Genomic DNA, 26787 nt, shown 5'->3' with positions numbered 1-26787 from the left:
GGACTCAGACTGGGCGGTCTTTCTATATCTTTTGGCTTAGTCGCGCCAACCGCCGCGACGGCCTCCGCGTCCGCCACGGTCGTCACGGCGCCCACGGCCTCCGCGACGATCATCGCGGTAGCCACCACGGCCGCCGCGTCCGCCACGGTCATCGCCATCGCGGCGCGGCGGGCGGCCGGTGTCCTTGGCGATGTTAATCAGCTGGCCGGAGATGCGTGTGTCCTTCAGACGGTCCAGCACTGCGCGGTCAAGGTTCTTCGGCAGGTCAACCAGGGTGTGGCCCACTGCAATGGTGATGCGGCCGAAGTCCTTGGAGGACAAGCCACCCTCGTTGGCCAGAGCACCGACGATGGCGCCTGGGCGCACGTTCTGGCGCTTGCCGACGTCCAGGCGGTAGGTCTCAAAGTCACCGTCCGGGCGGCGCGGGCCACGGTCACGATCACGGAAGCCGCCACGTCCACCGCGGTCACCACGGTCGCGGCGATCCCCACGGTCAAAACGGTCGCGGTCACGGCGGTCGCGCTTCGGCGCTGGCTGCTCCTTGAGCAGGAAGTCCTTGCCGCCCTGCAGCTGGACTGCAAGCGCTGCGGCGATGTCATCCATGGCAACGTTGTTCGCTGCAGAGTACTCGCGGACCATGTCGCGGAAGAACTCGAACTGCTTCTCGCCCAGGGACTCGCCGATCTTGGCCAGGAACTTTTCCTTGCGCTTCTCGTTGACCTCGTCAGCGGAAGGCAGGTCCATTTCCTCGAGGCGGGCGTTAGTTACGCGCTCGATGGAGCGCAGCATGCGGCGCTCACGCGGGGTGACGAACAGGATCGCCTCACCGGTACGGCCTGCACGGCCGGTACGGCCAATGCGGTGCACGTAAGACTCGGTGTCGTTCGGGATGTCGTAGTTGACCACGTGGGTGATGCGCTCAACGTCCAGGCCACGAGCGGCGACGTCGGTAGCCACGAGGATGTCCAAGCGGCCATCCTTGAGCTGGTCAACGGTGCGCTCACGCTGCTGCTGGGCGATGTCGCCATTAATGGCAGCCGCGTTATAGCCAGCGTCGCGCAGATTGTCAGCGACCTCTTCGGTCTCATGCTTGGTGCGGCAAAAGACGATGATGGCGTCGTACTCGATGACCTCGAGGATGCGGGTGAAGGCATCCATCTTCTGACGGTGTGGGGTCAAAAGGTAGCGCTGCGTGATGTTGTCATTGGTGCGGCGCTCAGACTTAACAGTAACCTCAGCAGGATCGTTGAGGTACTGCTTAGACAGGCGGCGGATGGAGTTCGGCATCGTTGCCGAGAACAGCGCGACCTGCTTTTCTTCCGGAGTGTCTTCCAGGATGCGCTCAACGTCTTCCTGGAAGCCCATGTTCAGCATCTCATCTGCCTCGTCGAGGACTAGGAAGCGCAGCTGGGAAATATCCAGGGAGCCCTTCTCTAGGTGGTCGATGACGCGGCCCGGGGTGCCGACGATGATCTGGGCGCCACGGCGCAGACCAGAAAGCTGAATGCCGTATGCTTGACCACCGTAGATTGGCAGCACCTCGATGCGACCCAGGTGATCAGCAAAGGACTGGAAGGAGTCCGCAACCTGCAGGGCAAGTTCACGCGTTGGGGCGAGAACCAGTGCCTGTGGGTGGCGTACTTCTGGGTCGACCTGGGATAGAACCGGCAGCGCGAAAGCTGCGGTTTTTCCGGTACCCGTCTGGGCGAGGCCCACGACGTCGCGGCCTTCCATCAGGATCGGGATGGTTTGTTCCTGGATTGGGGATGGCTGGGTAAAGCCGACCTTCGCAACGGCGTGCTGAACATCGTCAGGCAGGCCGAGAGTTGCAAACCCCTGGGAATTGTCGTTGGCTGAAGTATTTTCAGCGCCGGTGTCCTCAGGGTTATTCGCAGCCCCGGTGGTTTCAACTTCACCTTGCGAGATTTCCTGAGATTCCGACTTATTGATTTCTTCCGGCTCGTTCACGCCGCCGGTGGCGTTATCGGTAATGCTCATTGCTTGCTCCACAGTACGTTATGCAAACCGCTTACCGCCATCGATCGAGATAAAAGCGCTTTAAAGGTGCCCACAAACACACCATCTACCCCATTGCCCAACGATCACACTCGCCCAATTGCATAGTCAACCTTCCCCCGCATTTGCGTACAATCACGCCCATGACCATCCCCGCTCGTTTCTTTCCGCGCCACGTGCGCCACAGCACGCTGGCTGCGCTGGCAACCGCCACGTTGGCGCTCAGCCTCAGCGCCTGCGACACAGCAAAAGAAGAGACCGGCAAGGAAGAGCAGACTAGCGACGCCCTGCACTACGTCGCGTTGGGCGACTCGTACGCCTCGATGGGCACCCGCGGCGCCCCACACACCGGGCCAGGATGGTGTGCACGGGCGAGCGATAACTATCCGTCGCAATTGCAGCAGATGAAGGGGCTCGCGCTTGTCGACGTCACGTGCCAAGGCGCCCTAACCGACCACGTCCTGGGGCCACGTGCGGACCTTCCACCGCAGTTGGACGCCGTGGACACCACGACCGACATCATCACCTTGTCCATCGGCGGCAATGACGCCGGCTTCGGCGTGCTGACAAGCTGCGCAATGAACACCAGCGACCTAAATTGCGCCGAACTCCACGGCGGGGAGATCGACCAAGCCTTGACGGCTCTGCCTGCCAAGCTAGACGACGTCTACGCCGGCATCCACCGCAAGGCCCCACAGGCAAAAATCTTTGCGACCGCCTATATGCCACTTCTTGCACCGACGGATAACGAAAGCAATTGCCCCGCGATTGAAAAAGTCAGCGACGTCGACCGTCTTTGGCTGATACAAAAGATTTCGCAGATCAACTTGGAAGTCGAGCAAGCAGCCCACCGCGCCGGCGCGCAGTTCATCGTGCCACCGGGCACCGAACTGCACACCGGCTGCGCCCCCGTTGCGGAGCGTTGGGTCGACCTCGCAGGGACGGAAACTGGGGCCTACCCCATGCATCCCACCCATGAAGGGCAGTCAGCGATGGCACATGCCATCGCCGAGCACCTTTAGAACGCAGGTTTTCCTGCGACAAACGTACGCCACGTCATGGGCATACCCGGGCGATAAGCCAAGTGAATGGCGCTCGGTGCATCGAGCACATGAAGATCGGCCGCAGCACCTTCAACAATCGTGCCCTTTGCCGGGCGCCCCTGTGCATCTAGGCCTCCACCAACATCGTGCCTGCGAAGAGCTTTAGCGCCACCAAACGTCGCTGCTCGGACAGCCTCGTCTAGAGATAGACGCTGCTGCAGCACCGCCGTAGTAACGCAAAAGTTCATCGAGGAGGTATAAGACGTTCCCGGATTCAGATTAGAAGCGATAGCAACGGTGGCGCCTGCATCAAGCAGACGACGCCCTGGAGCTAGCGGCTCGCGAGTGGAAAGATCGCAGGCAGGAAGCATGGTAGCGACAGTCTCGGAGTTGGCTAAAGCCTCAATGTCGGCATCGCTCAAATAGTTAACGTGGTCGACTGAAGCGGCATCCAGCTCAACCGCGAGTTGAACACCGGGCCCCTCACCCAACTGATTACCGTGTACACGCACGCCTAAGCCACGATCCTTGCCAGCGGCAAGAACCCGCCGAGACTGCGTCTCATCAAACGCGCCTCGCTCACAGAACACGTCAATCCAATTCGCATAGTCTGCGACGCCGTCAAGCATCGGTCCTACGACCTCATCCAAGTAGGCATCAGCATCCGCGCCAGGTGGAACAAGGTGCGCGCCGAGAAAAGTGACGTCATCTGCGTACTTGGAGGCTACTCGCGCAGCAAGCACTTCGGATTCGGTGTTGAGGCCGTAGCCAGTTTTTGTCTCGACGGTCGTGGTACCGCCTCGACGGGCCGCTGCAATGCGCTCGACCAGAAGCTGCTCGAGTCGGCTTTCGCCAGCAGAGCGAGTGGCATCCATAGTGACTGCAATGCCGCCTGCTTCATAAGAGCCACCGCTCATGCGGGCCTCGAATTCGGCGGAGCGGTCTCCATCGAAAATCATGTGGGTATGCGAATCGACCCAACCGGGCAAAACTGCTCGCCCACCGCAATCCACGATGTCGTCAGCGGCCGGCGCTTGAGACCGCTGCCCCACCCACGAAACCACACCATCGGTGGCGACGATGGCGGCGTCGTCAAGCGTTCCGGCTTCACTAACCGTGTGTAATTCGGAGATTCCAGTAAACAGGGTGCTCATCTAAAGCGTCCTTTCTGGGTTTGACCAACCCGTATGTGGTGCCGTCTGCTAGTCGCGAGCTCGAAATTCCATCGGAATACGTACGCCGCGCTCATCAGCTACTTCCTTCGCGCGAGTGTATCCGGAATCGACGTGGCGGATAACGCCCATGCCCGGGTCGTTGGTGAGGACCGCGCGCAGCTTGGCGGCGGCCAACTCGGTGCCGTCTGCAACGGTAACCTGACCGGCGTGGATGGAACGGCCCATGCCCACGCCGCCGCCGTGGTGAAGGGACACCCAGGTAGCACCGGAAGACACAGCGGTCATGGCGTTAAGCAGTGGCCAGTCAGCCACGGCATCGGTGCCATCGAGCATCGCCTCGGTCTCGCGGTATGGGGAGGCCACGGAGCCGGAGTCCAAGTGGTCGCGGCCGATGACAATAGGAGCCTTGATCTTGCCCTCGCGCACCAGGTCGTTAAAGAGCAGGCCGGCCTTGTGGCGCTCGTTGTAGCCCAGCCAGCAGATACGTGCCGGCAGTCCTTCGAACTCGACGTACTCCTCTGCTGCGTCGAGCCAGTTGTGCAGGTGCTCGTTGTCTGGGAAGAGCTCCTTGAGGGCTTGGTCGGTGACCTTGATGTCCTCTGGGTCACCGGACAGGGCAGCCCAACGGAACGGGCCAAGGCCCTCGCAGAACAGCGGACGAATGTAGGCCGGCACAAAGCCAGGGAACTCGAAGGCACGCTGGTAGCCGGCCTTGCGAGCCTCATCACGAATGGAGTTGCCATAGTCAAAGACCTCTGCGCCCTCATCCTGGAACTCGACCATAGCCTGGACCTGAGCAGCCATGGACTCGCGGGCCTTCTTAGTGAAGGTGGTTGGATCCGCCTTAGCCTCGTTGTGCCAGTCTTCCACGGTGATTTCAGAAGGCAGGTAGGACAACGGATCGTGGGCCGAGGTCTGGTCGGTGACGATGTCGACGGTAAATTCCCCGGCGCGCTGGCGGCGCAGAATCTCCGGGAATACCTCGGCGGCGTTGCCTACCAGGCCTACGGATAGCGGCTTCTTGTTTTCCTTGGCGTCAAGAACCAGCTTGAGTGCTTCATCTAGGTCGGTGACAACCTCATCGAGGTAACGCTTATGCTGGCGGCGCTTTAGGCGGGTCTCGTCCACGTCTACGATGAGGCAGGCGCCACCGTTAAGGGTGACAGACAGCGGCTGTGCGCCACCCATGCCACCGCAACCACCGGTCAGGGTGAAGGTGCCGGCCAGGGTGCCGCCGAAACGCTTCTTCGCTACGGCCGCGAAGGTCTCAAAGGTGCCCTGCAGGATGCCCTGGGTAGCGATGTAGATCCAAGAGCCGGCCGTCATTTGGCCGTACATCATGAGGCCCTCGTCCTCGAGCTCACGGAAGTGCTCCCAGTTGGCCCAGTCCCCCACGAGGTTGGAGTTGGCGATGAGCACGCGGGGTGCCCACTCATTGGTCTTCCAGATGCCGACCGGCTTACCCGACTGGACGAGCAGGGTCTCGTCGGACTCGAGATCCTTAAGGGACTCTACGATGGCATCGAAGGCTTCCCAGCTGCGCGCTGCACGGCCGGTGCCACCGTAGACCACGAGGTCCTCGGGGCGCTCGGCTACCTCCGGGTCGAGGTTATTCATGAGCATGCGCAGGGGCGCTTCGGTCTGCCAGGACTTGGCGGACAGTTCGGTTCCGCGCGGTGCGCGTACTTCGCGTGGTTGAGACATGGTGAGAATTCCTTTCGCTTGTGCTTTTCGACGCCCTCACAAGCCCCCTAGGCCGGTATCCCGGGGCTGTCCCCGAGGACTTGTTCAGCGTCACATGTCATAAAGTACTGTGACCCAGACCTATGTACCATGCCACATTAGACCTAACTGTCTCATATATGAGACACATACGGGATGATCTATGACGGCCTGCATGCGCCGGTTTATCCCCCTCTTTTCTGCGGCCTTTCTCGCCGCTTGATCCACCCACGCGGGCCAGCGGGCTATGGCCGATGCGCTACGCGCTGCCTTCTAGTCCGGCGCGCGCGGCGTCGTCGGAGCCGGGCACGCGCATCTCGAATTTTTTCAGTGACCACGGTGTAGTCAAAGTAGCCCATGCGCGCGATGGGCTTAATCTTGAGGATGTCAAGCTTGCCTTCCTCATCGATGACAGATTCATCGATATGGATAGTCTTTACACCCGCCACCCTTTGGTTACGGACAGGCGGTCCCTCTCGCTGTCGCCATAGTCGAGCACTTGGGCGGATTTATTGACTTCCTCGCGCAAATCATAGGTGGCCATATTCCACACAAACCAGCCGGTCTCCTCCGCGTTAAGCACCGTGTCCTTGCGGCGACCATCCGGGTACTGATTGGCCGAAAACATCACCATGGGTGGATCGAAGGTGAGGTTTTGCCACTGACTATAGGGCGCGATGTTTTCGCGGCCCTCACCATCCACGCTAGAGAGCCATCCAATGGGGCGCGGTACCGTGCTGGCTTTAAAAGGGGAAAACGGCAAGGGGTTGGGCTCAGATTGTGGGTGCCAAGAGATGGTCGACATATTAATCACGCAGCTTTCCAGTAGCATTCTCGACGGCTTCGACAAGCACGCCCTCCTTGACCAAGCGCACCGTCTCCTCGATTTCCGGCGAGAGGTAGCGGTCCACACCTGGACCCTTGACGGTCTCGCGCAGCTTGGCGATCACCGCGCCGGTCCCCTTAGCCGGGGTGCCCTCGCGCATATCGATGGCGCGGGCAGCGGTGAGGATCTCAACGGCCAGCACGCGCTGCAAACCATCGACGGCCTTGCGCAGCTTGCGAGCCGCGGACCAGCCCATAGACACATGGTCTTCCTGCATGGCAGAAGAAGGAATGGAATCGGCCGAAGATGGGTTGGCCAGGCGCTTCATTTCGCTCACGATGCCGGCCTGGGCGTACTGGGCAATCATGTGACCGGAGTCAACACCGGGGTCGTCGGCAAGAAAGGCGTTCAGCCCGCGGTTGCGCGCCGGGTCTAGGAAGCGGTCGGTGCGGCGCTCAGAAATGGAGGCCAGGTCCGCAGTGACAATGGCTAGGAAATCAAGCGCGTAGGCCACCGGCGCGCCGTGGAAGTTGCCGTTGGAGACCACGCGGCCATCCTTGGCCACCACCGGATTATCCACCGCGGCAGCCAGCTCGCGTTCAGCCACCTGGGCAGTGTGGGTCAACGTATCGCGGAATCCGCCAGCTACCTGCGGGGCGCAGCGCACGGAGTAGGCATCCTGTACCTGATTCTTCTTGAACTCCTCGAGCGCGGCCTCCAAAATCTGTGACCCCTCAGCTACCTGGAGGATATTGGCTGCGGCATCGGCCTGGCCCGGATGTGGGCGCAGTTGCTGCAGGTCATCCGCAAAGACCACGAGGGTACCCAGCAGGCCCTCCACGGTCATGGCGGTGGCGATTTCAGCAGTCTTTGCGGCCGCGCGCAGGTCAGTAATGGCCAAGCATAGTTGGCCGAGCATGCCATCGGTGCCGTTAATGAGCGCTAGACCTTCCTTCTCGCGTAGCTGCAGCGGCTCGATGCCAGCTGCGGCCAAGGCTTCGCCCGCATCCTGCAGCTCGCCGTTCACGCGTACCTCGCCCTCTCCCAGCAGGGCCAGCGCACAGTGAGCAAGCGGCGCCAAATCTCCGGAGCAGCCCAGCGAGCCATACTCGCGCACCACCGGCACAATGCCGGCATTGAGGGCCTTGGCATACGTTTCCACCACTACGGGGCGCACGCCGGTGCGGCCGGTGCACAGGGTAGACAGGCGCAGCAGCATCAGTGCGCGGATGACTTCTTCTTCTACTTCCGGGCCGGTGCCCGCAGCATGCGAACGTACCAGGGAAAGCTGCAGCTGGGCGCGCATCTCTTCTGGGATATGGCGGCGAGCGAGCGCGCCAAAGCCGGTGGAAATGCCATAGACCGGGGTGGGATCCTGTGCCAGTTCTTCCACGCGCTCGCGGGTAGCTGCCACCTCTTCTAGCGCTTCGGGAGCAATCTCCACCTGCGCGCCATAACGGGCAACGGCAACGACATCCTCAATGCTCAGCGCGCCGACATTTACGGTCACGGTGGTTGGGTAGGCGTTAGGCATGGCAAAAACTCCTTTAAAAAGGGATCAATAATTTCAATGTGTCGCGCGACAGCCCAACGCGATGAATGTATGCTACATCACTTTTTGTGATTGCGGTACATTTTGGCCGCCATCTTGTCCGATACTTCCAGCAAAGCTCGAATGGCGGCGTCTACCTTCGTATCCGGCGTCCCTACCGGATACGTCACCGCCACCGCCGCCGCTGGGCGGTCCAAATGATCCAGGATGGGTACCGCCACAGAGGCCTGACCGCGAGTAATTTCTTCAATCTCTTGGTCCCACCCGCGTGCAGCTACCAAACTCAAGCGTTCTTTCAACGCAGTAAAGCCGCTACCTCCCGCAGTATCAAAGGCGGCGCGCACCTCCGCATCAGGCAGATGCGCCAACATCACACGCCCGGATGCCGTCTTATGTGCTTGCAGACGCACGCCCACCTCGGTCACCAAGGAGGTAGCCCCGGCTGCACGCACCTCCTGCAGATACAAAATTTCCGATCCAGCCATACGTGACAGATGCCCCGATCCGCCCACCAGCGCCGCACACTGTTCCAAGTCCCGAGTAGCCATGCGCACCAAGGGTTGCTGCGTTACATAGGCCGAGGCCATGGAATACGCCGCCAGCCCCAGGCCATAGGTCTTATGCTCCGGCAAATGGACTACAAAACCAGCATCAACCATCTCCGCCAGCAGGTGGTACGTCGATGAGCGCGGCAGGTTGAGCTCACCTTGGATGCGTGCAGCAGAAATAGGGACGTCGATGGTGGATAAAAGCTTGAGGATCTCCATCGCGTGACGCGCCGCGGGGACTCTGTTGGTACTCACGCTTAGTGATTGTAGGCAGAGTTTCCTGCCACACGCCGCGGTTTTACCTAACATCGAAAACCATGAACACTGAAACAGCTGAACTTTTCACCCCCGCCCCCGAATGGTCCGGCCGCTCCGATGGCCCAGGACCAGAGCATGCTCGCTGGCATAGCGTTATCAACCAGTCCGCCACTTCCCCAGCCCCAGTGACTCTGTTGGGCTTTGCCTCCGATGAGGGCGTGCTGCGCAATGGTGGGCGCCAGGGTGCAGCCGCAGGCCCAGCCGCGCTGCGTTCCGCGCTTGGCTCCTTGGCGGTGCACCATCAGCATGCGCTTGCCGACGCCGGCACGATCACCACCCAGGCCGATGACCTCGAGGGTGCCCACGACGCCCTTTCCGATAAGGTGCAAGAACTCGTCGCGGCCGGCACCCTCCCCATCATCCTGGGCGGCGGGCACGAGACTGCCTTTGGTTCTCACCGCGGCCTGTATTGCGCGGTAGGCGCCACCAAGATCATCAATCTGGACGCCCACTTCGATCTGCGCCGCGCGGACCAGGCCACCTCCGGCACCCCGTTCAAGCAAATTTCAGAGCTTAGCGATGACTTTGATTACACCGTGCTGGGCATTTCCCGCCCCAATAACACCAAGGTGCTTTTTGATGAAGCCAAATCTCTCGGCGTGGCCATCACTTTGGATGAAGAGCTAACCAACCTCACCCCGGCCGAGTGCGGCGAACTTGCAGCCCGCGCCACCGAGGGCAAGGACAAGGTTCACTTGTCCATCGACCTCGATGTCCTGCCGGCTTCTACCGCGCCGGGCGTATCCGCCCCGGCATCTCTGGGCGTGAGCTATGAGCGTATCCGCGCCATGGCCGTAGCGATTGCGCGGACGGGCAAGCTGGCTCTGGTGGACGTCGTCGAGCTCAATCCCACCTTTGACATAGATAACCGCACCGCCAAAGCAGCGGCGCGGCTTATCGACGACATTGTCACGGCCCACCTCGCTAGCTAAACGCCAACGGCGTTGGGTTTACCCGGGCCGCGCAGTTTATCGGGTAGCTTTCTTACTCATCCAACGTTGGACTCCCCACCACATAGCGGGAGTAAAGGCAACAGCGATGAGCCAGTAGACAAGCCAGAAGCTACCCGCTAAGCCAGTCACCACAATGCCTATGAGCAGCAAAAGCGCTGCGCCAGCACTCGCAACCACACACTTTGTGAAACTGCGCCGGTCATCTTTGGGCCCTTTGCGAGTGCTGACGCCAGAAACCTTCTGGTCTACGAATCCAATAATGTCTTTGCCGAAGACAACAGAGAAAGAAATATAAAAGGCCGCGAATCCGTGCATGAACTCGGCCCTACCGCCTTGGCTCAGGCTCACATAGAAAAATACCAAGAGCAGCAGGTCGATAATTGGGGTCGCGGCCATAAGTATCAAACCGAGTTTGCGCAGATTAAACACGTAACGCAAGAAGCAGCCAGCCACCAAGCAAAGCCAAAAAGCTACCTCAGCTGCGATAGTGGCTATAAGCATCATTGCCCTCCAGCGATATAGATCCTCTAACCCGTCTTGGGTTTAACCTATCAAAACAGCAGGTGGGCAATCGGGGTGGCGATGAGAATGGTCAGCGCTACACGCTCAAACCAAATGATGACCAAGTGGGTCAGCTTCACCGGAATCTTGGTTGCCAGGATGCACGGCACCAATGCGGAGAAGAAAATAATGGCAGAGACTGCCACCACGCCGATGACGAACTTGAGGACCATGCTGTCGCTGCCTGCCACTGCGGTGGCGGGCAGGAACATCTCCGCAATTCCCATGGCCGCGCCCTTGCCCGCTAGTACCGGCTCCGGAAGCCGCACTACCCACGCAAATGGGTAGAACAGGTAGCCAATCCACTCGAAGATGGGCGTAAAGCGCGCCAGCAGCAGTCCAATGAGACCCACCGACATGATGGAGGGCACAATGGCCGCCGCCATGCGCACACCATCGCGCAGGTTCTCCCAAATGGATTCCCACAACGACGGTGCGCGTTGTAGCGCCAGCATCGCCTCGCGCCACGCGTTTTTGATGCGCGAGCCTTCCACCGGCTTTTCCGGATCTGGGTGCGCGTCCGCAAAATACTCGTCTGGAATGGTGCGCAGCGGCGGAATCCGCACGGTAATGGCAGTAACCACAAAGGTCACGATGAGCGTGACAATGAAGTATGTGCCCCATACCTTCATCAAGTCGAGCTGCTTGGCCACGATGACCATGAAGGCCGCAGAGACCGTCGAAAAGCCGGTGGCAATAATCGCTGCCTCACGCCCTGTGTATCCGCCCTTTTGGTAGACGCGGTCCGTGACCAAAATTCCCAGTGAATATGAGCCCACGAACGAGGCCACTGCATCAATGGCAGAGCGTCCCGGCGTCTTCCACAACGGCCGCATGATGGGCTGCATGAGCACGCCAACGAACTCCAGCAGGCCAAAGCCAATGAGAAACGCTAGGAACGCACCACCAATAGGCACGATGAGGCCTACCGGAATGGCAATCGAGTTCCACAGGAACGGCACCAAGTCCTCGTCACCGAGCACCCACGGCAGCGCGTCGATGACCATAAGAAACGAGATCACCGCACCGACAACATTGAGCACCGCAAAGACTGCCTGAAGCGCGCTTTCTTTAAATGCGCCGGTAATAAAACTCCGCACCGTTCCGTACACGGCCAAGGCAAAGATAATCCACGGCACCGCCGCCGGAATCCCCTCACGCACCATGGTGACCATGTGGTCCAAAGGAATAGAGCGCTTATCCTGATACGTCACCGGCAGGAAGAATACGAATGCGCCAATCGCGCTATATAAAAAGAGTTTCCACCGTCCCCCAGGCTGCGGAATTTCCCCGTCATGACTCTGGTGGGAGGAGTAAACCGATTCGGTAGAAGTCACAGTAAAACCGTCCCCTCAAGCTTGCATACAAAATTCAAGCCCGCGCGACAGCCTTTACGCGAACATCGGGAATATGTTAGCTAAGTTACAGACTGCTGTCTACACGTTTTCGAGATCCAAGGCACAATAGAGTCATGTCTAAACCCATTCGCGTTGTGGGCGCCGTCTTCGTCGATGAAGAACGCACACAGCTTTTAGCCTTCCGCAAGAAGCCCGGCACTTCCCTTGCTGGCATGTGGGAATTTCCCGGCGGCAAGATCGAACCCGGCGAAACACCAGAGCAAGCACTCGCGCGCGAACTTAAGGAAGAACTCGGCATTTCAGCCACCGTCGGTGAAAAGGTAACGACAACCGTTCACCATTACGATTTCGCCACCATCGAGCTCACCACCTTTTACTGCACCACCACCGCCTCCCTGCTAGCCGACGACCTCAGCCTCACCGACCACGACGATACGAAATGGGTTACCTCCACAGAGGCCGCGCATCTTACTTGGGCTCCCGCAGATATCCCGGCGGTAGAAGCTATTGCTTCTAGTCACAGCTAAGAAAGGAATCCACCCGCGGACTTGACCAACTAGATAGGCCCCCGAGCAAGCCCTCGCCCGTGAGCTTCACGAAGAGCTCGGTATCGAAGCCACCATCGGCGAGAAGGTCACCACCACCGTGCACGAGTACAAGTTCGCCACCATCGAGCTGACTACTTTTCGCTGCACCACCGAGGCCAACCTGACAACCGAAGGCCTCGCCCTCACCGACCACGACGCTACCCACTGGGTCACCCCAGACAAAGCCCAAGAACTAGAGTGGGCGCCGACCGACATTCCGAGCCTTAAACTCTTAGGCCTGGGATAACGAAACTCCGGTATGTGTCAGACTCCAGCATTTGCTGTATCTTAATTCCAGCTTCAAAGACTTCCATCTGGTGCTCAATCATGTATTCAACAATCGAATGAGTAGTTTTTCCACCATTGGTCGCTTTTCCTGGATACCCTGGGCGTGCAGTTAATAAGTCGTAGTATTTCCGCTCGACACCATTAACATTACGGAATTTCGTGTCCTCTTCACCTAGCTCGATTTCAGGGTGGACGGCGCATCTACGCAGTAGACTCGAGAGCTTTTCCATTTCCGAACGCGGCGGCGTTTTCGGCCACCCATACTTGATCCCGATCGCAGCCACTACCAAGATCTCATCTCGATGCCAGGGCACTCGCGTCGTTTTCATGCAATTACACCCCTTAAGGGAACAAGCGTTCGTAAAATTATATGGAATGTCCGCCAACTCGCTATGCTCTCAACAGAGAATCAACACAGACACTTTATTAATCAAACCATTATCACACGATGGTTGTTTACGTTTTCACGACCAGAAAGGAACCGGCTCGATGGCTACCTCACGCCTCCACTCATTCGAGATTTGCGCTGGCGCTGGCGGCCAGGCTTTGGGCTTAGAACAGGCAGGTTTCCATCACGCAGCGGTCGTCGAAATCGATAATTGGGCCGCTGAAACTCTCCGCCAAAACCGCGGAACTGAAGGACCTCTTGGAAAATGGAATGTCCATGAAATGGACGTCCATAACCTGGATGGTAGGCCATGGAGAGGGAAAATCGACCTATTTGCTGGCGGAGTTCCATGCCCTCCTTTTTCAATAGCAGGTAAGCAACTTGGCGCCGACGATGAACGCGACCTCTTTCCACAGGCGCTACGTCTGATCAACGAAATTGATCCACGTGCTGTGCTTCTAGAAAACGTTAAAGGGCTCGGTCAAAAACGGTTTGACTCCTACCGAAATCAAATAATCGATCAGCTTGAAGAAATGGGGTACACCGCCTTTTGGAAACTTCTCCAAGCAGCTGATTATGGAGTGCCGCAACTTCGGCCAAGGTTCATCCTTGTCGCTTTAAAGGACGAATTTGCCAACTATTTTGCCTGGCCGAAAGTAGTTAAATCACACACGCCGGTGGGAACAGCACTTCTCCCGCTAATGGCAGAAAATGGTTGGCCTGGAGCTGAAGCTTGGGCTCGAAACGCAAACACAGTGGGCCCGACTCTTGTGGGCGGAAGCAAAAAACATGGTGGCCCAGATGTAGGGCCAACACGTGCTCGAGAAGCCTGGAAGAAACTCGGAATTAAGGGCTCCTCTATCGCCGAATCACCGCCAGCTGCTGATTTCACAACAGACCCCGAACAAGAAATGCCGCGTTTGACGGTACGAATGGGTGGTGTCATCCAAGGTTTCCCCGAAGACTGGAAGTGGGCCGGTGGGAAAACCGCACAATGGCGGCAGGTTGGCAATGCCTTTCCTCCGCCGGTGGCCAAGGCACTCGGCGAACGCATAAAGTTCGCGCTGCGAAAGAAACCAATTCCGAAGTCTCTAGAACCTGCAACACCAACCCGTGTCAACCAGCTGAGTCTGATTTAAAATTGGCAAGGTGATTGCCAAGATTCAACCTGACACGATTTCTATACAGCTAGCGGCAGCATTCAAAGAGCAAGACCCCACGGGAGAACGGCTCGGACGTGTCTTCCGCGAGTCTTTCGACCAGATTTATGATGGTCAACATACTGGACGTTTCGCCATTAGCCAGCTCAGTAAGACCGAATCTGCTCACCTCGGCTCAATAGTCGAAATCAACATTCGCCGAGAATTCGACGGCTTTATCGGCGACGGTGAGGTGATGGATTTCGACATCGAGGGCTTCGAAGTTGACTGCAAGTACTCGAAACAGAAGTTTGGCTGGATGATCCCTATCGAGGCTCTCGGGCATCATGGAATGCTTTGCCATGCCGACGATGAGCAGGGAACTTTTCGAGTGGGATTCGCTTTTCTCGATTACTCAATTCTGACTAGAGGCAGCAATCGCGACGGCAAGCGCTCGATTTCCGCCGCTGGTCGCAGCGCAATTCAATGGCTTTTCCTCGACGAAGCTTTTCCGCCGAACACCCTCCTACAACTCAGCGAGGACGACCGAGCAAAGATTTTCGCTTCAGGTTCCGGAGCTCAGCGCCTCAATGAATTGTTCAGAATTGCTCAAGGCATCATAGTCCCACGTGGCATCATCGCCACTGTCGCGCAGCAAAAGGACTATATGAAACGTATTCGATACAACGGAGGCTCTCGTTCTGCTCTACAGCCTGAGGGGATCGTGATCCTTGGAGATTACCTCAAGCACCAAAAAATTGCCGCCGAATTAGGCCTACCAATCCCCAAAGACGGTGATTCACTATCAACGCGATTAGTGAAGTGTGAGAAAAGCTTCGAGGGCTCTAAGACCTATATCGATGATTCTTACTGGCGAATTGCAACACCAACCGATGAAGTCGAACCAGCCCCGACACTCCCATTCAAGTAGACATCTATAATCCGGTTCTGATGTAGTGACGCCCATTAAATCGATTTACTATCCGCGACTCAACATTAACCAGCCCCAACAGCGCAGCAGTCAGAGCTTCTGGCCCTAGCCAAGCATTCACTACGGTTTGAGAAATCCTCAAATCTACGGGGGACTCAGCTTCTTCTAGCGCCTCTGGACTAATTGTTCGAGCACCATTCAGCTTTTTCGCATGCATCACCTTGGACACTGCTTCACTTTCGTATGCAGATTTCACGATTTCCATGACTTCTTCATACGGAGCGTGACCGTACTGTTCCTGCCAATACTTAAACTCATTTTGGAAAAGCGGAAAATACAAATTCAGATGTAAAACGCCTTTTCCCGTTCCACCATTACTAGTTCTGAACCTTTCGTTTGGCTCGAACCTCGCTGCGAGGAACCGATCCTCGAACGGAAAATCGTCATCCCATGAAACCTTTGGAATGCCATCGGATTTCGCTCGACGCACACCGGTTTTGTCCCCATCGATAGATTCTGACAGAACGGCCGTGTCGCCTTGTCCTCCAGTTGCTTCGTTTGAGCCACTGTGGGTCTCGGAATCCTCACCACGCGGCCTGCTACCGCCTAAAGACTCGGGAGACCCTGTTGAAGAAATTTGCCCAGTCGCACGCACATTTCCGTTGGGGTTCTCCACAATATGAATTGGCCGGAAGCGTTGACTAAAGCGCGACATGGTTCGGCGCAATGCTTCTTCTTGCTCGAGATCCTCAGGATTGGGAACCGAATTATCGGACAGCAAGATTGCGTTTGTAATCGCATCAGGCAACGAATCGGAAAACCAATCGCGCCATTCAGCCCAGGGAAGGATTCCACCACCAGACACAATCAATTGATTCCTTGAACCTTGTGGCTTAACTCCCCAAGTTGTTTCATCGCCTTCAATTGATTCCGGCGGCTCAATCGTTAGCCATACTCGATCTCGAACCGCCTTTGGCAGCCCAAAGGATCTAAAATCACTCGTCGTCTGGAGCAGCGAATACGCCTCTCCCTGATACAAAATTGCAATAACTGGCCTGGTAGGGCCATCGCCGCCTTTTACCGGTTTCGCATCAGAGGGGCTGAGGTACCAGTGAAACTTTGTGTCGTACGGGCCATTCTCCATTACTCCTTTGACTGCGCCATCGGGAATCATTCCCTTAATTCCCTTGGGAGTTCTACTGTGGACACCAACTGTCGTTTTACCATCGGGTCCCAGGTAAAAGCTGTCTTTAGACCCGCGGCGTTCTGCGGAGCGAACATGTTTCTCTAGATTCTCCACACGGATATCAACGTCGTCGGGAAGCTCTACGAAACGCATGTTTATGTATCGAAGAATGCCTCTTGACTGTTGTTCTTCTTGACGAAGAAAATCTCCGCCTTGGGTATCTCGCAACGCGGAATCTCCGAGAAACAAAAATACTGTGCCCTGTCCAGCTTCACGAATCTGCTCAAACATCAGGCGGTCCGGATCCACTCCAATTTCAGATAAAGCTTCTTTAGTCGGGGGAATGCAGTCAGATACGAAGGGGTCTCCGAACTCATCGTAAGACTCAAAGTCTTTCAGCTCCCAGTACTCTGTCCCATTCCGTACCCGCTTGTGGATCCAAATCATGCGCCCATCTGGAGTGCCTTTCGTCCACGAGAGCACAACAATTCCGTATGGGTTCCAGAGATAACAAGATGCTTTAAAACCCTGGCCGAAGTTTCCATGATCGGAGATTTCACGGCCGCCTGAACCGAAATGAGAAAGAAAGTCACCAAGCTCATCTTCGTTCATTCCATGGCCGTTATCTGCAACATAGCGACGAAGGACCCCTTGACTTTCGTACCCCGATTCCTCAATTCCAAACTTGACCCAAGTTGCCTCAGCTTGGATTGAGTTAACCAAACTTTCACGGACCCATTGAAATTTTCCACCGGCTTGGTATGCCTGGCGAATCAGATTTCCAACCGCGGAATTATCGACGGAAACTTGACGAGACATGCTGACGACCTCCTGAAACTTAGCTCTCACTAAGCACACTATCCACAAAACTCGACGTCAGTCAGCATTTTTCACAAGTTCGAACCTCTTATCTAACCAACAGTAAGGCCACCTTTTCTAGTTTTCGCTTGAAAATCCACCGGTTCAAGACTTTCACCTCGCAGAGATGCCCGAACGTACAAACGAAACTTACACTACAAAAGGGCGCGCCCATACACTGCTTCCTCCAGTACATATACACCTCAGAAGAACAGTCCATCCAGTTTGAGTGGTCACTCCAACGAGAGATGCTGAAGCAACTTTTTGCGGCTGAAAACAGTCGCATAGAGGTCATTTTCGAGGCCACCGTGAGACGCAAAGCGAAAGGCTTAATTTCGCATACAGACTGAAGGTTTCTTATCTTTGTTGCTTAGAAAATACCTTATGGTTCTGGGCCATACGGTTACCCTGCGCCGCGGTACTAACAGCGAACATGTAAAAGAACTAGTGGACAACAACCAGCGCTAGTACAAAACAGCCAGCGGCCGGTCTTCCCCACTTTGTGGCGGAAGCCCGGCCGATGTTGTGGTTTTATCGGGCGCCTGCTTAGTTGTAGTAGCTGGCCTTGCCGATGATGCCGTGGACGATCTCAGTGATGTGCTTGGCATCGCTCCCTGTCCCCGTTCGATCTGAGTGCGGCAGGAAAAGCCATCAGCGATGACGACCTTGCCTTCCGTGGTTGCCTTCCTCACCTTCGGGAATAGTTCGCGCTCCCCCAGCGCCATGGACACTTCAGCATGGTCTTTCTCAAATCCCCGGTTGCCGGCCAAGCCGCAGCAGCCGGTGGTGATCTGTTCCTCTTTGATTCCGAGCGCCCGCAGCACGGCAGCGGAATGTTGCGGGTCGCCTAAGGACTTTTCGTGGCAGTGCACCTGTGTCAGCGCGGAGACATCGCCCGGCGCGATGACGCCGGCGGCGATGAATTGCTCAAGGCGCTTGGCAATAGACTCACTAAACGAGTGGGTGTTGCACGCCAGGTTCTTAATCACTGCGCCGTATGTCGGGTCGTCGCAAAGCTCAGCGGCTTCATGTTGCAGCATCACGGTGCATGAGGGCTCCACGCCAATCACAGGCAGCCCGCGGTCCAGGTAAGGCTTCATCACCTTGGCCGTCTGCCGCAGCACGCGCTTTACCATGTCAAGCTGACCAGTCGAGTGCCAGGTCAGGCCACAGCAGCCGAACTGCTGCGGGATCACCACCGTGTAGCCGAGTGCTTCGAGAACCTCTACCGCGGCCGTCGCCGGTGAAGTACCCAGTGAGGAATTGAAAGAATCCGGCCACAGGACGACCGTCCGTTCGTTGTCGGCCAGCGGCGGTACCGTCGCCTTGTCGTTGTTGTTCGCGGTGCCGTTGTGCGCGGCGTCGTTGTGCGCGACGCCGTCAAGCGCGGCGACGGGGGTGTGCTGCTTGTGCCACTTGCGCAGAGAGGTGTGGGCGAAGCGGATGAGCGGGCGGTTCGGGTCGAGGCTGCCCACCTTCGCGATGAGCTTGTCGAGGCCCTTGGTGGACATCGTCTTGTCGATGAGCGTGGGCAGAAGCGGAGTCTTGTGTGCGATATAGCCCAGCAGCGGCAGCCAGCCCATCACGTAGTGCGTGCCCGGGCGCAGCTTGCCCTTGTAGTGGTTGTGCAGGAACTCCGCCTTGTACGTCGCCATGTCCACGTTCACCGGGCATTCGCAAACGCACGCCTTACAGGACAAGCACAGGTCGAGGGCTTCCTCCACTTCCTTGGAATCGAAGCCGTCCTTGATGGACTCGCCGCGGAACATCTCACTGAACATGCGGGCACGGCCGCGGGTCGAGTGCATCTCGTCGCCGGTTATCTGGACAGTGTCAAAGGCCAGCACTGCCAGCGCCTTGACCTTAGTCACTGGCACCAGCTTAACCTTCAGTTTCGTGATGATGCCCGTGGTTCCCTCCGACCCCGCCAACGCCTTGGCGGTGTCGAAGGCATGCTTATCCAACAGGTAGTGCAACCCGTAACCGGAAACCTGGCGCGGAAAGCGGCCGAGCTCGGCGTCGATAAGCGTGGCGTTTGCTTCTGCAAGTTCTCGTAAGCGTTGCTCGATTTCTGGGTCGTCGCACCCACCCTCGCTAAAGGTCACCTCGCGGCCATCTGACAACAGCAGAATGAGTTCCTCCAAGTTCTCCGCCGCAGTGCCAAAAGCCACCGAGGTGCCACCGCCTCGGCCAACCACGCTCCAATCGCGCAAAAACCTCGCGCGCGAGGTCATGGACTATGTTTGCGATCGCGCCCAAGCAGGGGAAATGACACCGGGTACGTGGTATAGCGTGTACAAACTTTCAGAGGAGCTAGAGATTTCCCGCTCCCCTGTCCGCGACGGGTTGCTCCGCTTGGAAGAAGCAGAGCTCATTGAATTCTCCCGCAATCGGGGTTTCCAGATTGTGGAGACCAAGCCTTCTGACGTCGCGCAAATCTTCGACATGCGTCTGGCACTAGAGCCACGAATTGCCGCACGCGCCGCCGAGTTTCGCACTCCCGCACAAATTGAGCAGATGCGCGAAATCCTGCAGGCCATGGAAACCCATGTACAGGCAGGCGACGAGGCCCAGTTCTTCAACTGGGATAGGCGCCTTCATGACGCCATCTTGGAAGCCGGTGCCACCAGCCGCGCACAAGATACATTGGCACGGCTGCGCACGCATACCCAGATTCTGACCGATTCAACGGTGCGCAGCGAGCGCTCTTTATCGGACGTCTATGCAGAGCATCTACCCATCATTGAGGCAATCGCGGAGGGTGATGCCCGTGCCGCGCGCCAGCGCATGAGCGAGCACATCACCACTACCGGCCGGCTGCTGTTGCGCCAGACGCTCGTGCACACTGCGGGCTTTGACGCGCTTGCCGACGCCGCCCTTCTCGACGCACGAGTCGAGGAAATCTGGGACGCTCACACTGGCGAGTTTTAAAAGCGCTTCTTCTTGCGCAGCGGGATTCGGCGGACGATAGCGCGGCGTTCTTGTAGCGTCTCACGGCCGCACAGCCAAGCCACGAGCCCCATGGCGGCCATGCCCGCGCATACCGCGAAGGCTTTGGCGAAGCCGAAGTAGTCCGCCAGGCCGCCAACCACGATGGGGCCAAGAATCTGGCCAAAGTCACCGGCCATCTGGAAGGTGGAAAGCACCTGACCGCCGGAGCGCTTGTTGCTCACGACGTCGCCAATAGCGGCAGTCTGCGCCGGATTGATAAGCCCGGAGGCGGCGCCGGCAAAAGCCGAGACAATGAGCAGCATCGGGATGGTATCGGCCAAGCCCATAAGCCCCACGAACACGCCCGTGCCCACCAATCCGATGAGGATCATAGGACGACGGCCGTAGATATCGGCCCACCTGCCAGAAAATTGCAGCACCACAGCGTTTCCCGCAGCGAATACAGCTAGAGCAAAGCCGGAGGCAGCGGCGCCGTTATGAAAGACCGAGGCGGCAAACAACGGCAGCACGGAAACTCGCACACCCATGTTGATCCAGCCTTGAGCAAAGTTAGAGGTCAACACCGCGCGATAGGCGGTATCGTGCCATGCCTCGCTGAGCTTCATCGGCGGCAGCGCCGCGCCCGCAGAACCATCGCGCGAAAGCGAAGGCATGAGAACCCAGACCACAACCGCCGCAAGCGCGACGCCCGCGCCATAAAGCACGAAAGGCCACCTAAAGCCCATAAACGCGAGGCTGGCGCCAAGCAGCGGGCCGATGATATTGCCAAGCAGGAAGGCCGTGGCATAGGTTGCAGAACACTTGCCGCGGATAGTCGGCGGCGAAAGCTTCACGATAAGCCCCATGGCAGAGACCGTGAACATCGTGGAACCGATACCCGCCAGGGCGCGGAAGAGCACGATGTGCCAGTATTCCTGGGCCACCGCTACGAGCGCCGTGGTAATCGCCACCGTAAATAAGCCCGTCAGATAAACCCAACGCGAGCCAAACTTGTCCACGAGCTTGCCCGCACCGGGTGCAAAGATGAGACGGCTGGCGGAGAAAATCGAGACCACCATGCCCGCCGCCGCCATCGATACATCGAAGCTCACCACAAACTGTGGAAGCAGCGGCGCGATGATGCCGTAGCCCAAGGCGATAATGAAGGCCGCCGAGACCATAATCCAAATTTCACGGGGGATCTTTGGCACTGCTTGCGGTTTGGGCTCACCGGCACTTAATTCATCTGCTGCAATAGCTGCTTTTTCATTGTGGGGCATAGCAACATTTACCTTAACCCGCTTGGCAAACCGGCAGCTAAGGATGGAAATGACACTAGAAATAGTTTAGAAAAATCCCAATTCGAACAAATTTTCGCACAATTTTCTTTTCATGTCAGCTACACCAATTAGGTTGTGCGCCATGAAGAACTTCAAGAACTCCCCTGCTTCCACAAACACCCGTTTCGGCATCCGCCACGCCGCAAGCCGGCGTGCACGCACTACCCATAGCCATTCGCATGTGTCCGAGCGCCTCCGCGCCGGCGAGATAGCCGCTGACATCCTCTTCCATGAAACAGAAACGCTCAACGCTCTAAACGGGATAGTGCGCCATCCACGCTCGCTGGCGCGGCCCACGCCAACATGGCGGCCACCATTAAAGGAGCTTCCGGCAGTAGCAGGCTTTCCGGCACTAACCATGGCAATAACGCGCCATCGTGTGGGCGAGCGCGCCCGCGCACGAGTCTTGGGCTATGGCGAAGACCAAGTGCCCGCGTATCTCGTCTCAGTACGAATTACTGATTCGACAGGAGCCTCTGTTACCCCGGAGCTTGCCGAAGCATGGGTGCGTGCAATGGTGCCGCCGGAGCTAGCAGACGCTGTCCACGAGCTAACCAATGCCGAAGCGCAGCGGTTCGTGTGGCTGGTTGACAGTGCCTACCTTCCGGTTCACTCTCCAGTCTCACTCTTCGCAGGCTTTAGCCAGGCAGCATAGCGGCTGATACCACGGTCCATATAGCGCAAACCGCGGCGAATGCCATCGCCGTGCCCAAGGCTTTCGCTATTTTCACGGAAGACGCTATCCGCAATTGCTGCGTTTCCGGGATAGACGGCATAGGACCGCAAGCCGGCAGGGGCAAAACGGATGAGGAGACACGCTGCAACGACTGTGAAGGCCTTGTCAATGGAATCAGAGGTAAGCGCCTGGCAGATAATGGCCAAGCGGTCATTTCCAGTTACCATCTGGTAGAAGTTCAACAGGCCTTCACGCCCGATATCGCCTTCCCCACCGAGCGAATAGATCGTGGGATAGACGGTAATCATGCCTGACAAGCATCCGGCCAGCAGGCCAATCACGATGGTGGTTGCCACGTAACGGAACATGCGCCGTTGCGCCAGCGCACCGAAGATATACCCTACGAACATGGACACAGGGATAAAGGCTAAAGGATGCGCAGCATAACTAGCGCTCAGCACAGAAGCGCCGAGGCCTGTAGCCATACCCAAGGTAGGCCCATACAAAATGGCAACCACGATAGTGCCCAAAGTATCGAAATAAAAGGGGATGTTCGTTCCTACCACCAAAGAGCCAATAAGCATATTCAGCGCCATCCCCATCACGGGGTTGAACATCATATAGCGCGGAAATAGCCCGTACCTAGAAAGTAATAGGCCCGCAGTTGCAACCAAGCCCAACGCCCAAATGGTGATGGTCAAAGGGCTCGAGAAGGTATAGGTTATCTCCCGGAACTGCGGGGATGTCGACATAGACCACGCGCCTGCGGCAACCAGCACCGAGAAGAGGACGCTTAGTTGACGCCAGCGATTGCGGAAGAGGCCCGATACGGCGCCCAGTTTAGAGCTCATCCTCGTCATCGTAGTCATCGATGACATCATCATCTTCATCATCTAGCGCTTCATCCTCATCGTCGTCAGCGCCGAAGATGTCGTAGACGTCGGGCTCCTCAAACTGTGCATCATCGAAGGAAACCAACTGACACTCCCAGTCCAGAGCTTGATCGGAGACCAAGCTCAGCACATCAAAGAGGCGATCGAAGTCAGTGTAGGTACCAAGCTCCAAAGCCTCGGCCGGGACTTCAATGATTGGGGCGGAATCGTGAGCCTCGCCGACCTCAAACAATGCAAGACGCTGCTCCTCGCTCAAGTCATCGTCCTCGTCCTGCTCCCACAGCTCGTTGATGGCTTCATCCTCGAGCTCGTCATACTCTTCCTCGTCAAAGTCGAATGCCAAGAAACGCACGATGGCAGAGGGCACGCCATCGACAGTCTCTACGAGCACGCGCAGCTCAGAGTCGTTAGCCACCTCAGCCACGACGAGGTTCGGGTTGAACTCATCCTGCATAAACTCAAGGTCCGCAATGCGTTCATCGGTGCCTTCCAGCAGGTCCCGCAAAACCGTCACTACCTGATCGGTAGCGATGTGCTTTGCCACAGCCTCAACTGCATCATCCACGGAGAAGGCCACCGAGACCAGCACGGCCTCAAAGTCTTCATCATCTTCATCCACATCCGCTGCTGCAATGTAGACATTCGCGGCAGGCAGGATTGGGTCAATTTCCACTAGTTGAATCTCAAGATCCGAAGTAATGGGCACAAACATCACGTCATCATTGACGCGGGACTCAATTCCCTCAGCGTCCAACGCAGAAGCGATATCTTCAAAAAAGCTCATCAGTGCAATCCATCCATGTGGCAGTTGGTCACCATGGCTATCACCAAGGCTCCTCAAAGCCTACCCGTTATCCTGCTGCCGTGTTTCTAAACCGAGAGCAGCCAAAAGCTCGGGTCGACCGCTTCCCCACTCGAGCATGTGATAGTTCTGCCATGCCTGGCGACGCCGCTCGAAGGGCGCAACCACGACCTGCGGCTCCGAGTCAAAAATCATGGTCTTGCGCTGGCTTGGCTCATAGCGCGGCCAGTCCTCGTTTGGCCGACCAGTATGGATAAAAGAGGACCACTGCGACTGCATGAGTTGGGTCATGTCATCCATCAGTGCACTATCGCCCATACGGGTCAGTGCGGAGACCCGGGAAGCGCCAGGATCGCCGAAGATATTGGACAGCTCCATCGAATGCATCGCACCTAGCCCAAGCCATTTCAACGCTGCCGGCGCAAAATCGAAGCGATACATCCAGGTCTCGTGCTCCCGCGAGTGTGCATCGGCGACGCGCACGGTGGGTGCCCAGAACAGGGCGTCGGTAAGCAGGTGCGCAAAATCCTGCCGAGCAACTGCCCCGCCATAGGCTTCCACCACAGCTGGGGCGTTGACCTCATCGAAGGAAGCCAACAAGCGCAACGCAGCTCGTTGACGCGCACTTCGCCGCTGGTAGAGAAACTTGCCAAAGCTCGCCTCATCCGAATTCGTCCCCACCAACAGCGGTACATCGGCTTGTTTGCCTTGGGCGAAAGCCTCCAACGGATGCAAAGGAATCAAATCGTCATCCACCGTGGGCGCGTAGCAGGAATTCAAGTGGAAAAGCTCGCCCGCGCGCCACATCATCGATTGGCCCGCGCGCACTATGTCGCCGAATTCAAGCTCGCGCAAATCATCCACGCTGGCCGCGCGCGGCAAGGCCATACGGTTGACCAACTCGCGCGCCCAGAACGTTGACTGCGCCCGCGAATGCAGCATGCCAATCGGCGGCGACTGCGCAATCGCACGGTGAAACAGCCCGTGCGCACGCGGCACCGTCATCAGTGTCAATACCGCTGCGCCACCGGCAGATTCACCCATCAACGTGATGTTGCCATCATCTCCGCCGAAAGCGGCGATATTTTCCTTAACCCACTGCAAGGCTAGGAGCTGGTCCGATACCGCTGGGTTGGCCGAGCACTCGCCTTCCAGGCTGCGCAGATCCAAATAGCCCAGCGCCCCCAAACGGAAGTTGATGGAAACGTAGACCACGTTCATCTGCGCAGCCAGTTCGAATCCACGCAGCATAAGCATGTGCGAGGAGCCAACGATGAAACTGCCGCCATGGATGTAGACCACCACCGGCAGCTTTTCGTCGTTGTCTGGGCGAACGACGTCGAGATGCAAGCAATCCTCTCCGCCCGCGACGCGATCTTGCCAAGAATAGATAGGCTGCGGGGCTACTGGACCAAAGTCATAGCACTTGCGCACGCCTTCCCAACTGGGAGCTTTCTCGGCAGCACGAAAACGCTGGGCGCCACTGGTATCGGCGCCGAATGGAATGCCCCTCCAAGAGCGCACGGGCGCGGAAATTGGGCGATCTGTACGGAGATCTTCTTCCCTCGTGCCGCGTACCCAGCCAGATGAAGTCCGTACCGTCAGCTCGTCTTCCCACACGTTGGCAGCGGCCTCCGCGGCAGCGCGGGCACGACGATGCGCATCCGCTGCATGCATGCGGGCAGCGGCGGAACTAGTTTCACGGGATATATCCCCGAAGCTCCCCTCAGCTTTCATACTTCTAAGACTAGAAAAGTTTCTCTCTTTTAGGCGGGTTTGGATACTTAAAAAATTCTCGACCAACGCTATTGCTAAATCCACAGCAAGCGCTCAGGAAAAAGCAGAGACACTTCGCTACGGTGGTATTTACAACAGGCAACCAAATACCGGTTGTCATAAACAGTTTTTAGAGGTGTTTTAGAAGATGAGCATTTTAGATAAGGCAAAAGGCGCAATTGAAAAGAGGGTTTCTAACAACGCGACGGGCCCGGCAAATCCCTCCAACTCCGACGATGTTTATGAGATTAACCCGGAAGAAGCCAACCGCGTCACCAACGCGCTCTTAGATGGCCTAGACAAAGCAGTCGCAGCGCAGTCTGGTGTTATCAAGAAATACGTTGATGGCCTTCGCAAACGAAATCCGGAATCAAACCCAGCACAAATCCAAGCAATCCTCGATAAGCACTTGCTCAACCTAGTCTCTGGCACTGGTGCTGCTGCCGGTGCTTCCGCCGCAGTTCCTGGTGTAGGCACCATCGCCGGTATCGCTGCTATCGCGGCAGAATCCGTGGTTTTCCTGGAAGCCGCCTCTTGGTACGTATTGTCTTCTGCTTACCTGCGCGGTGACAACATCGAAGACGAAGAACGGCGCCGTGCCCTGGTTCTGCTGGTGCTGACCGGTTCCAAGGGCAGCGCCTTGGTTGACACCTTGGTCGGCGACATGGGCACCGTCAAGGGCGTTACATCCGCAGCCACCCTGTCGCGCTTTACCGGCCCAACCCTAAGCGGTCTCAACGGCCGGCTCACCAAGCTTTTTGCCAAGCAGGTAACCAAGCGCCTGAAATGGGCATGGGTCTCCAAGCTGATGCCAATGGGCATCGGTGCAGTGCTCGGCACTTCTGCCAACCGGAAACTCGCCAAGAAGGTAATTGAGCATGCTGGCGAGCAACTTTCGCCTTTGCCCACCTCATAAGGGG

The 26787-nt window shown here is 57.4% G+C and carries 24 protein-coding genes and 1 pseudogene; 9 read left to right on the top strand and 16 right to left on the bottom strand.

From position 1 onward, the window contains the following. Positions 1-36: 36 nt before the first annotated feature. A complete protein-coding gene (locus QKB66_RS01320; protein ID WP_414252514.1) occupies positions 37-1998 on the bottom strand; it encodes a DEAD/DEAH box helicase in 1962 nt (653 codons plus the stop codon). Positions 1999-2159: 161 nt separating this feature from the next. Between QKB66_RS01320 and QKB66_RS01315 the strand changes: the two genes are divergently transcribed. Further along, positions 2160-3038 carry an SGNH/GDSL hydrolase family protein gene (locus QKB66_RS01315; RefSeq protein WP_414252513.1) on the top strand — a complete coding sequence of 293 codons (879 nt, stop codon included), beginning with the start codon at positions 2160-2162 and terminating at the stop codon, positions 3036-3038. Here the strand turns inward: QKB66_RS01315 and hutI are convergent. The 6 genes from hutI to QKB66_RS01285 all read right to left on the bottom strand — a co-directional run bounded on the left by hutI (position 3035) and on the right by QKB66_RS01285 (position 9101). Continuing rightward, entirely contained in the window at positions 3035-4213 is a 1179-nt protein-coding gene (gene hutI, locus QKB66_RS01310; RefSeq protein ID WP_414252512.1) for an imidazolonepropionase, read from the bottom strand. The two genes, QKB66_RS01315 and hutI, sit on opposite strands and share 4 nt — an antisense overlap. A gap of 48 nt (positions 4214-4261) precedes the next feature. Further along, the gene (gene hutU, locus QKB66_RS01305) at positions 4262-5938 is read right to left on the bottom strand and encodes a urocanate hydratase (RefSeq protein ID WP_070518667.1); all 1677 of its coding nucleotides are present in this window, start codon (positions 5936-5938) and stop codon (positions 4262-4264) included. A 263-nt stretch (positions 5939-6201) separates the two neighbouring features. After that, positions 6202-6405 carry a hypothetical protein gene (locus tag QKB66_RS01300; RefSeq protein ID WP_414252511.1) on the bottom strand — a complete coding sequence of 68 codons (204 nt, stop codon included), beginning with the start codon at positions 6403-6405 and terminating at the stop codon, positions 6202-6204. Further along, complete coding sequence (locus QKB66_RS01295; protein ID WP_414252510.1) at positions 6393-6761, bottom strand: flavin reductase family protein; 369 nt, start codon at positions 6759-6761, stop codon at positions 6393-6395. Before QKB66_RS01295 ends, QKB66_RS01300 begins: the two co-directional genes overlap by 13 nt. Before the next feature lies 1 nt (position 6762). Beyond that, positions 6763-8316, bottom strand: a complete 1554-nt coding sequence (gene hutH / locus QKB66_RS01290) for a histidine ammonia-lyase (RefSeq protein WP_414252509.1) — start codon at positions 8314-8316, stop codon at positions 6763-6765. A 77-nt stretch (positions 8317-8393) separates the two neighbouring features. Beyond that, on the bottom strand, positions 8394-9101 hold the full coding sequence (locus QKB66_RS01285) for an IclR family transcriptional regulator (protein ID WP_248091272.1): 708 nt from the start codon (positions 9099-9101) through the stop codon (positions 8394-8396). A gap of 98 nt (positions 9102-9199) precedes the next feature. Between QKB66_RS01285 and hutG the strand changes: the two genes are divergently transcribed. Next, positions 9200-10132, top strand: coding sequence for a formimidoylglutamase (gene hutG / locus QKB66_RS01280; RefSeq protein WP_414252508.1), 933 nt, complete (start codon positions 9200-9202; stop codon positions 10130-10132). A gap of 36 nt (positions 10133-10168) precedes the next feature. Here the strand turns inward: hutG and QKB66_RS01275 are convergent, their stop codons facing one another. Beyond that, positions 10169-10582 (bottom strand): hypothetical protein, encoded by a 414-nt coding sequence (locus tag QKB66_RS01275; protein WP_414252507.1) that lies wholly within the window; start codon positions 10580-10582, stop codon positions 10169-10171. 122 nt (positions 10583-10704) lie between these two features. After that, positions 10705-12051 (bottom strand): YjiH family protein, encoded by a 1347-nt coding sequence (locus QKB66_RS01270; RefSeq protein ID WP_414252506.1) that lies wholly within the window; start codon positions 12049-12051, stop codon positions 10705-10707. A gap of 134 nt (positions 12052-12185) precedes the next feature. On the opposite strand from QKB66_RS01270, the gene QKB66_RS01265 reads away from it, so the two are divergent. Beyond that, positions 12186-12599 carry a (deoxy)nucleoside triphosphate pyrophosphohydrolase gene (locus QKB66_RS01265; protein ID WP_061921839.1) on the top strand — a complete coding sequence of 138 codons (414 nt, stop codon included), beginning with the start codon at positions 12186-12188 and terminating at the stop codon, positions 12597-12599. A gap of 82 nt (positions 12600-12681) precedes the next feature. Further along, positions 12682-12906, top strand: coding sequence for a hypothetical protein (locus tag QKB66_RS01260; protein ID WP_141741036.1), 225 nt, complete (start codon positions 12682-12684; stop codon positions 12904-12906). On the opposite strand, the gene QKB66_RS01255 is transcribed toward QKB66_RS01260, so the two are convergent. Next, positions 12884-13276, bottom strand: a complete 393-nt coding sequence (locus QKB66_RS01255) for a hypothetical protein (protein WP_144290896.1) — start codon at positions 13274-13276, stop codon at positions 12884-12886. The genes QKB66_RS01260 and QKB66_RS01255 overlap by 23 nt on opposite strands. 160 nt (positions 13277-13436) lie before the next feature. Here QKB66_RS01255 and QKB66_RS01250 point away from each other — a divergent pair, with 160 nt between their 5' ends. Together QKB66_RS01250 and QKB66_RS01245 are read left to right on the top strand one after the other, a co-directional pair. Further along, positions 13437-14474, top strand: a complete 1038-nt coding sequence (locus QKB66_RS01250; protein WP_096336783.1) for a DNA cytosine methyltransferase — start codon at positions 13437-13439, stop codon at positions 14472-14474. Positions 14475-14484: 10 nt separating this feature from the next. After that, complete coding sequence (locus tag QKB66_RS01245; RefSeq protein ID WP_096336784.1) at positions 14485-15405, top strand: NaeI family type II restriction endonuclease; 921 nt, start codon at positions 14485-14487, stop codon at positions 15403-15405. A 4-nt stretch (positions 15406-15409) separates the two neighbouring features. On the opposite strand, the gene QKB66_RS01240 is transcribed toward QKB66_RS01245, so the two are convergent. Next, on the bottom strand, positions 15410-17410 hold the full coding sequence (locus QKB66_RS01240; RefSeq protein WP_096336785.1) for an ATP-binding protein: 2001 nt from the start codon (positions 17408-17410) through the stop codon (positions 15410-15412). A 585-nt stretch (positions 17411-17995) separates the two neighbouring features. Then, a pseudogene (locus QKB66_RS01235) lies at positions 17996-19275 on the bottom strand ((Fe-S)-binding protein); the annotation flags it as partial. Positions 19276-19579: 304 nt separating this feature from the next. On the opposite strand from QKB66_RS01235, the gene QKB66_RS01230 reads away from it, so the two are divergent. Then, positions 19580-20380, top strand: a complete 801-nt coding sequence (locus QKB66_RS01230; protein ID WP_414252505.1) for a GntR family transcriptional regulator — start codon at positions 19580-19582, stop codon at positions 20378-20380. On the opposite strand, the gene QKB66_RS01225 is transcribed toward QKB66_RS01230, so the two are convergent. Then, on the bottom strand, positions 20377-21660 hold the full coding sequence (locus QKB66_RS01225; protein ID WP_414252504.1) for an MFS transporter: 1284 nt from the start codon (positions 21658-21660) through the stop codon (positions 20377-20379). The two genes, QKB66_RS01230 and QKB66_RS01225, sit on opposite strands and share 4 nt — an antisense overlap. A 142-nt stretch (positions 21661-21802) precedes the next feature. On the opposite strand from QKB66_RS01225, the gene QKB66_RS01220 reads away from it, so the two are divergent. Next, positions 21803-22375: a hypothetical protein gene (locus tag QKB66_RS01220; RefSeq protein ID WP_311518131.1), complete on the top strand. Its 573-nt coding sequence runs from the start codon at positions 21803-21805 to the stop codon at positions 22373-22375. Here QKB66_RS01220 and QKB66_RS01215 read toward each other — a convergent pair. From QKB66_RS01215 to QKB66_RS01205, 3 genes are read right to left on the bottom strand one after another with little or no spacing between them, the layout of a single operon-like run. Beyond that, on the bottom strand, positions 22330-23247 hold the full coding sequence (locus QKB66_RS01215; protein WP_414252503.1) for a hypothetical protein: 918 nt from the start codon (positions 23245-23247) through the stop codon (positions 22330-22332). The two genes, QKB66_RS01220 and QKB66_RS01215, sit on opposite strands and share 46 nt — an antisense overlap. Further along, on the bottom strand, positions 23237-24073 hold the full coding sequence (locus tag QKB66_RS01210; protein ID WP_062035418.1) for a hypothetical protein: 837 nt from the start codon (positions 24071-24073) through the stop codon (positions 23237-23239). Before QKB66_RS01210 ends, QKB66_RS01215 begins: the two co-directional genes overlap by 11 nt. 60 nt (positions 24074-24133) lie before the next feature. Then, the gene (locus QKB66_RS01205) at positions 24134-25828 is read right to left on the bottom strand and encodes a carboxylesterase/lipase family protein (RefSeq protein WP_414252502.1); all 1695 of its coding nucleotides are present in this window, start codon (positions 25826-25828) and stop codon (positions 24134-24136) included. A gap of 187 nt (positions 25829-26015) precedes the next feature. On the opposite strand from QKB66_RS01205, the gene QKB66_RS01200 reads away from it, so the two are divergent. Next, the gene (locus tag QKB66_RS01200; RefSeq protein ID WP_414252501.1) at positions 26016-26783 is read left to right on the top strand and encodes a hypothetical protein; all 768 of its coding nucleotides are present in this window, start codon (positions 26016-26018) and stop codon (positions 26781-26783) included. The last annotated feature ends 4 nt before the right edge of the window (positions 26784-26787 follow it).

This window comes from Corynebacterium sp. c25Ua_89 (genome assembly GCF_047459735.1).
GTDB lineage: Bacteria > Actinomycetota > Actinomycetes > Mycobacteriales > Mycobacteriaceae > Corynebacterium > Corynebacterium simulans.
Note: the sequence above shows the minus strand (reverse complement) of the source record. Positions and strands in the feature narration are given on the sequence as shown.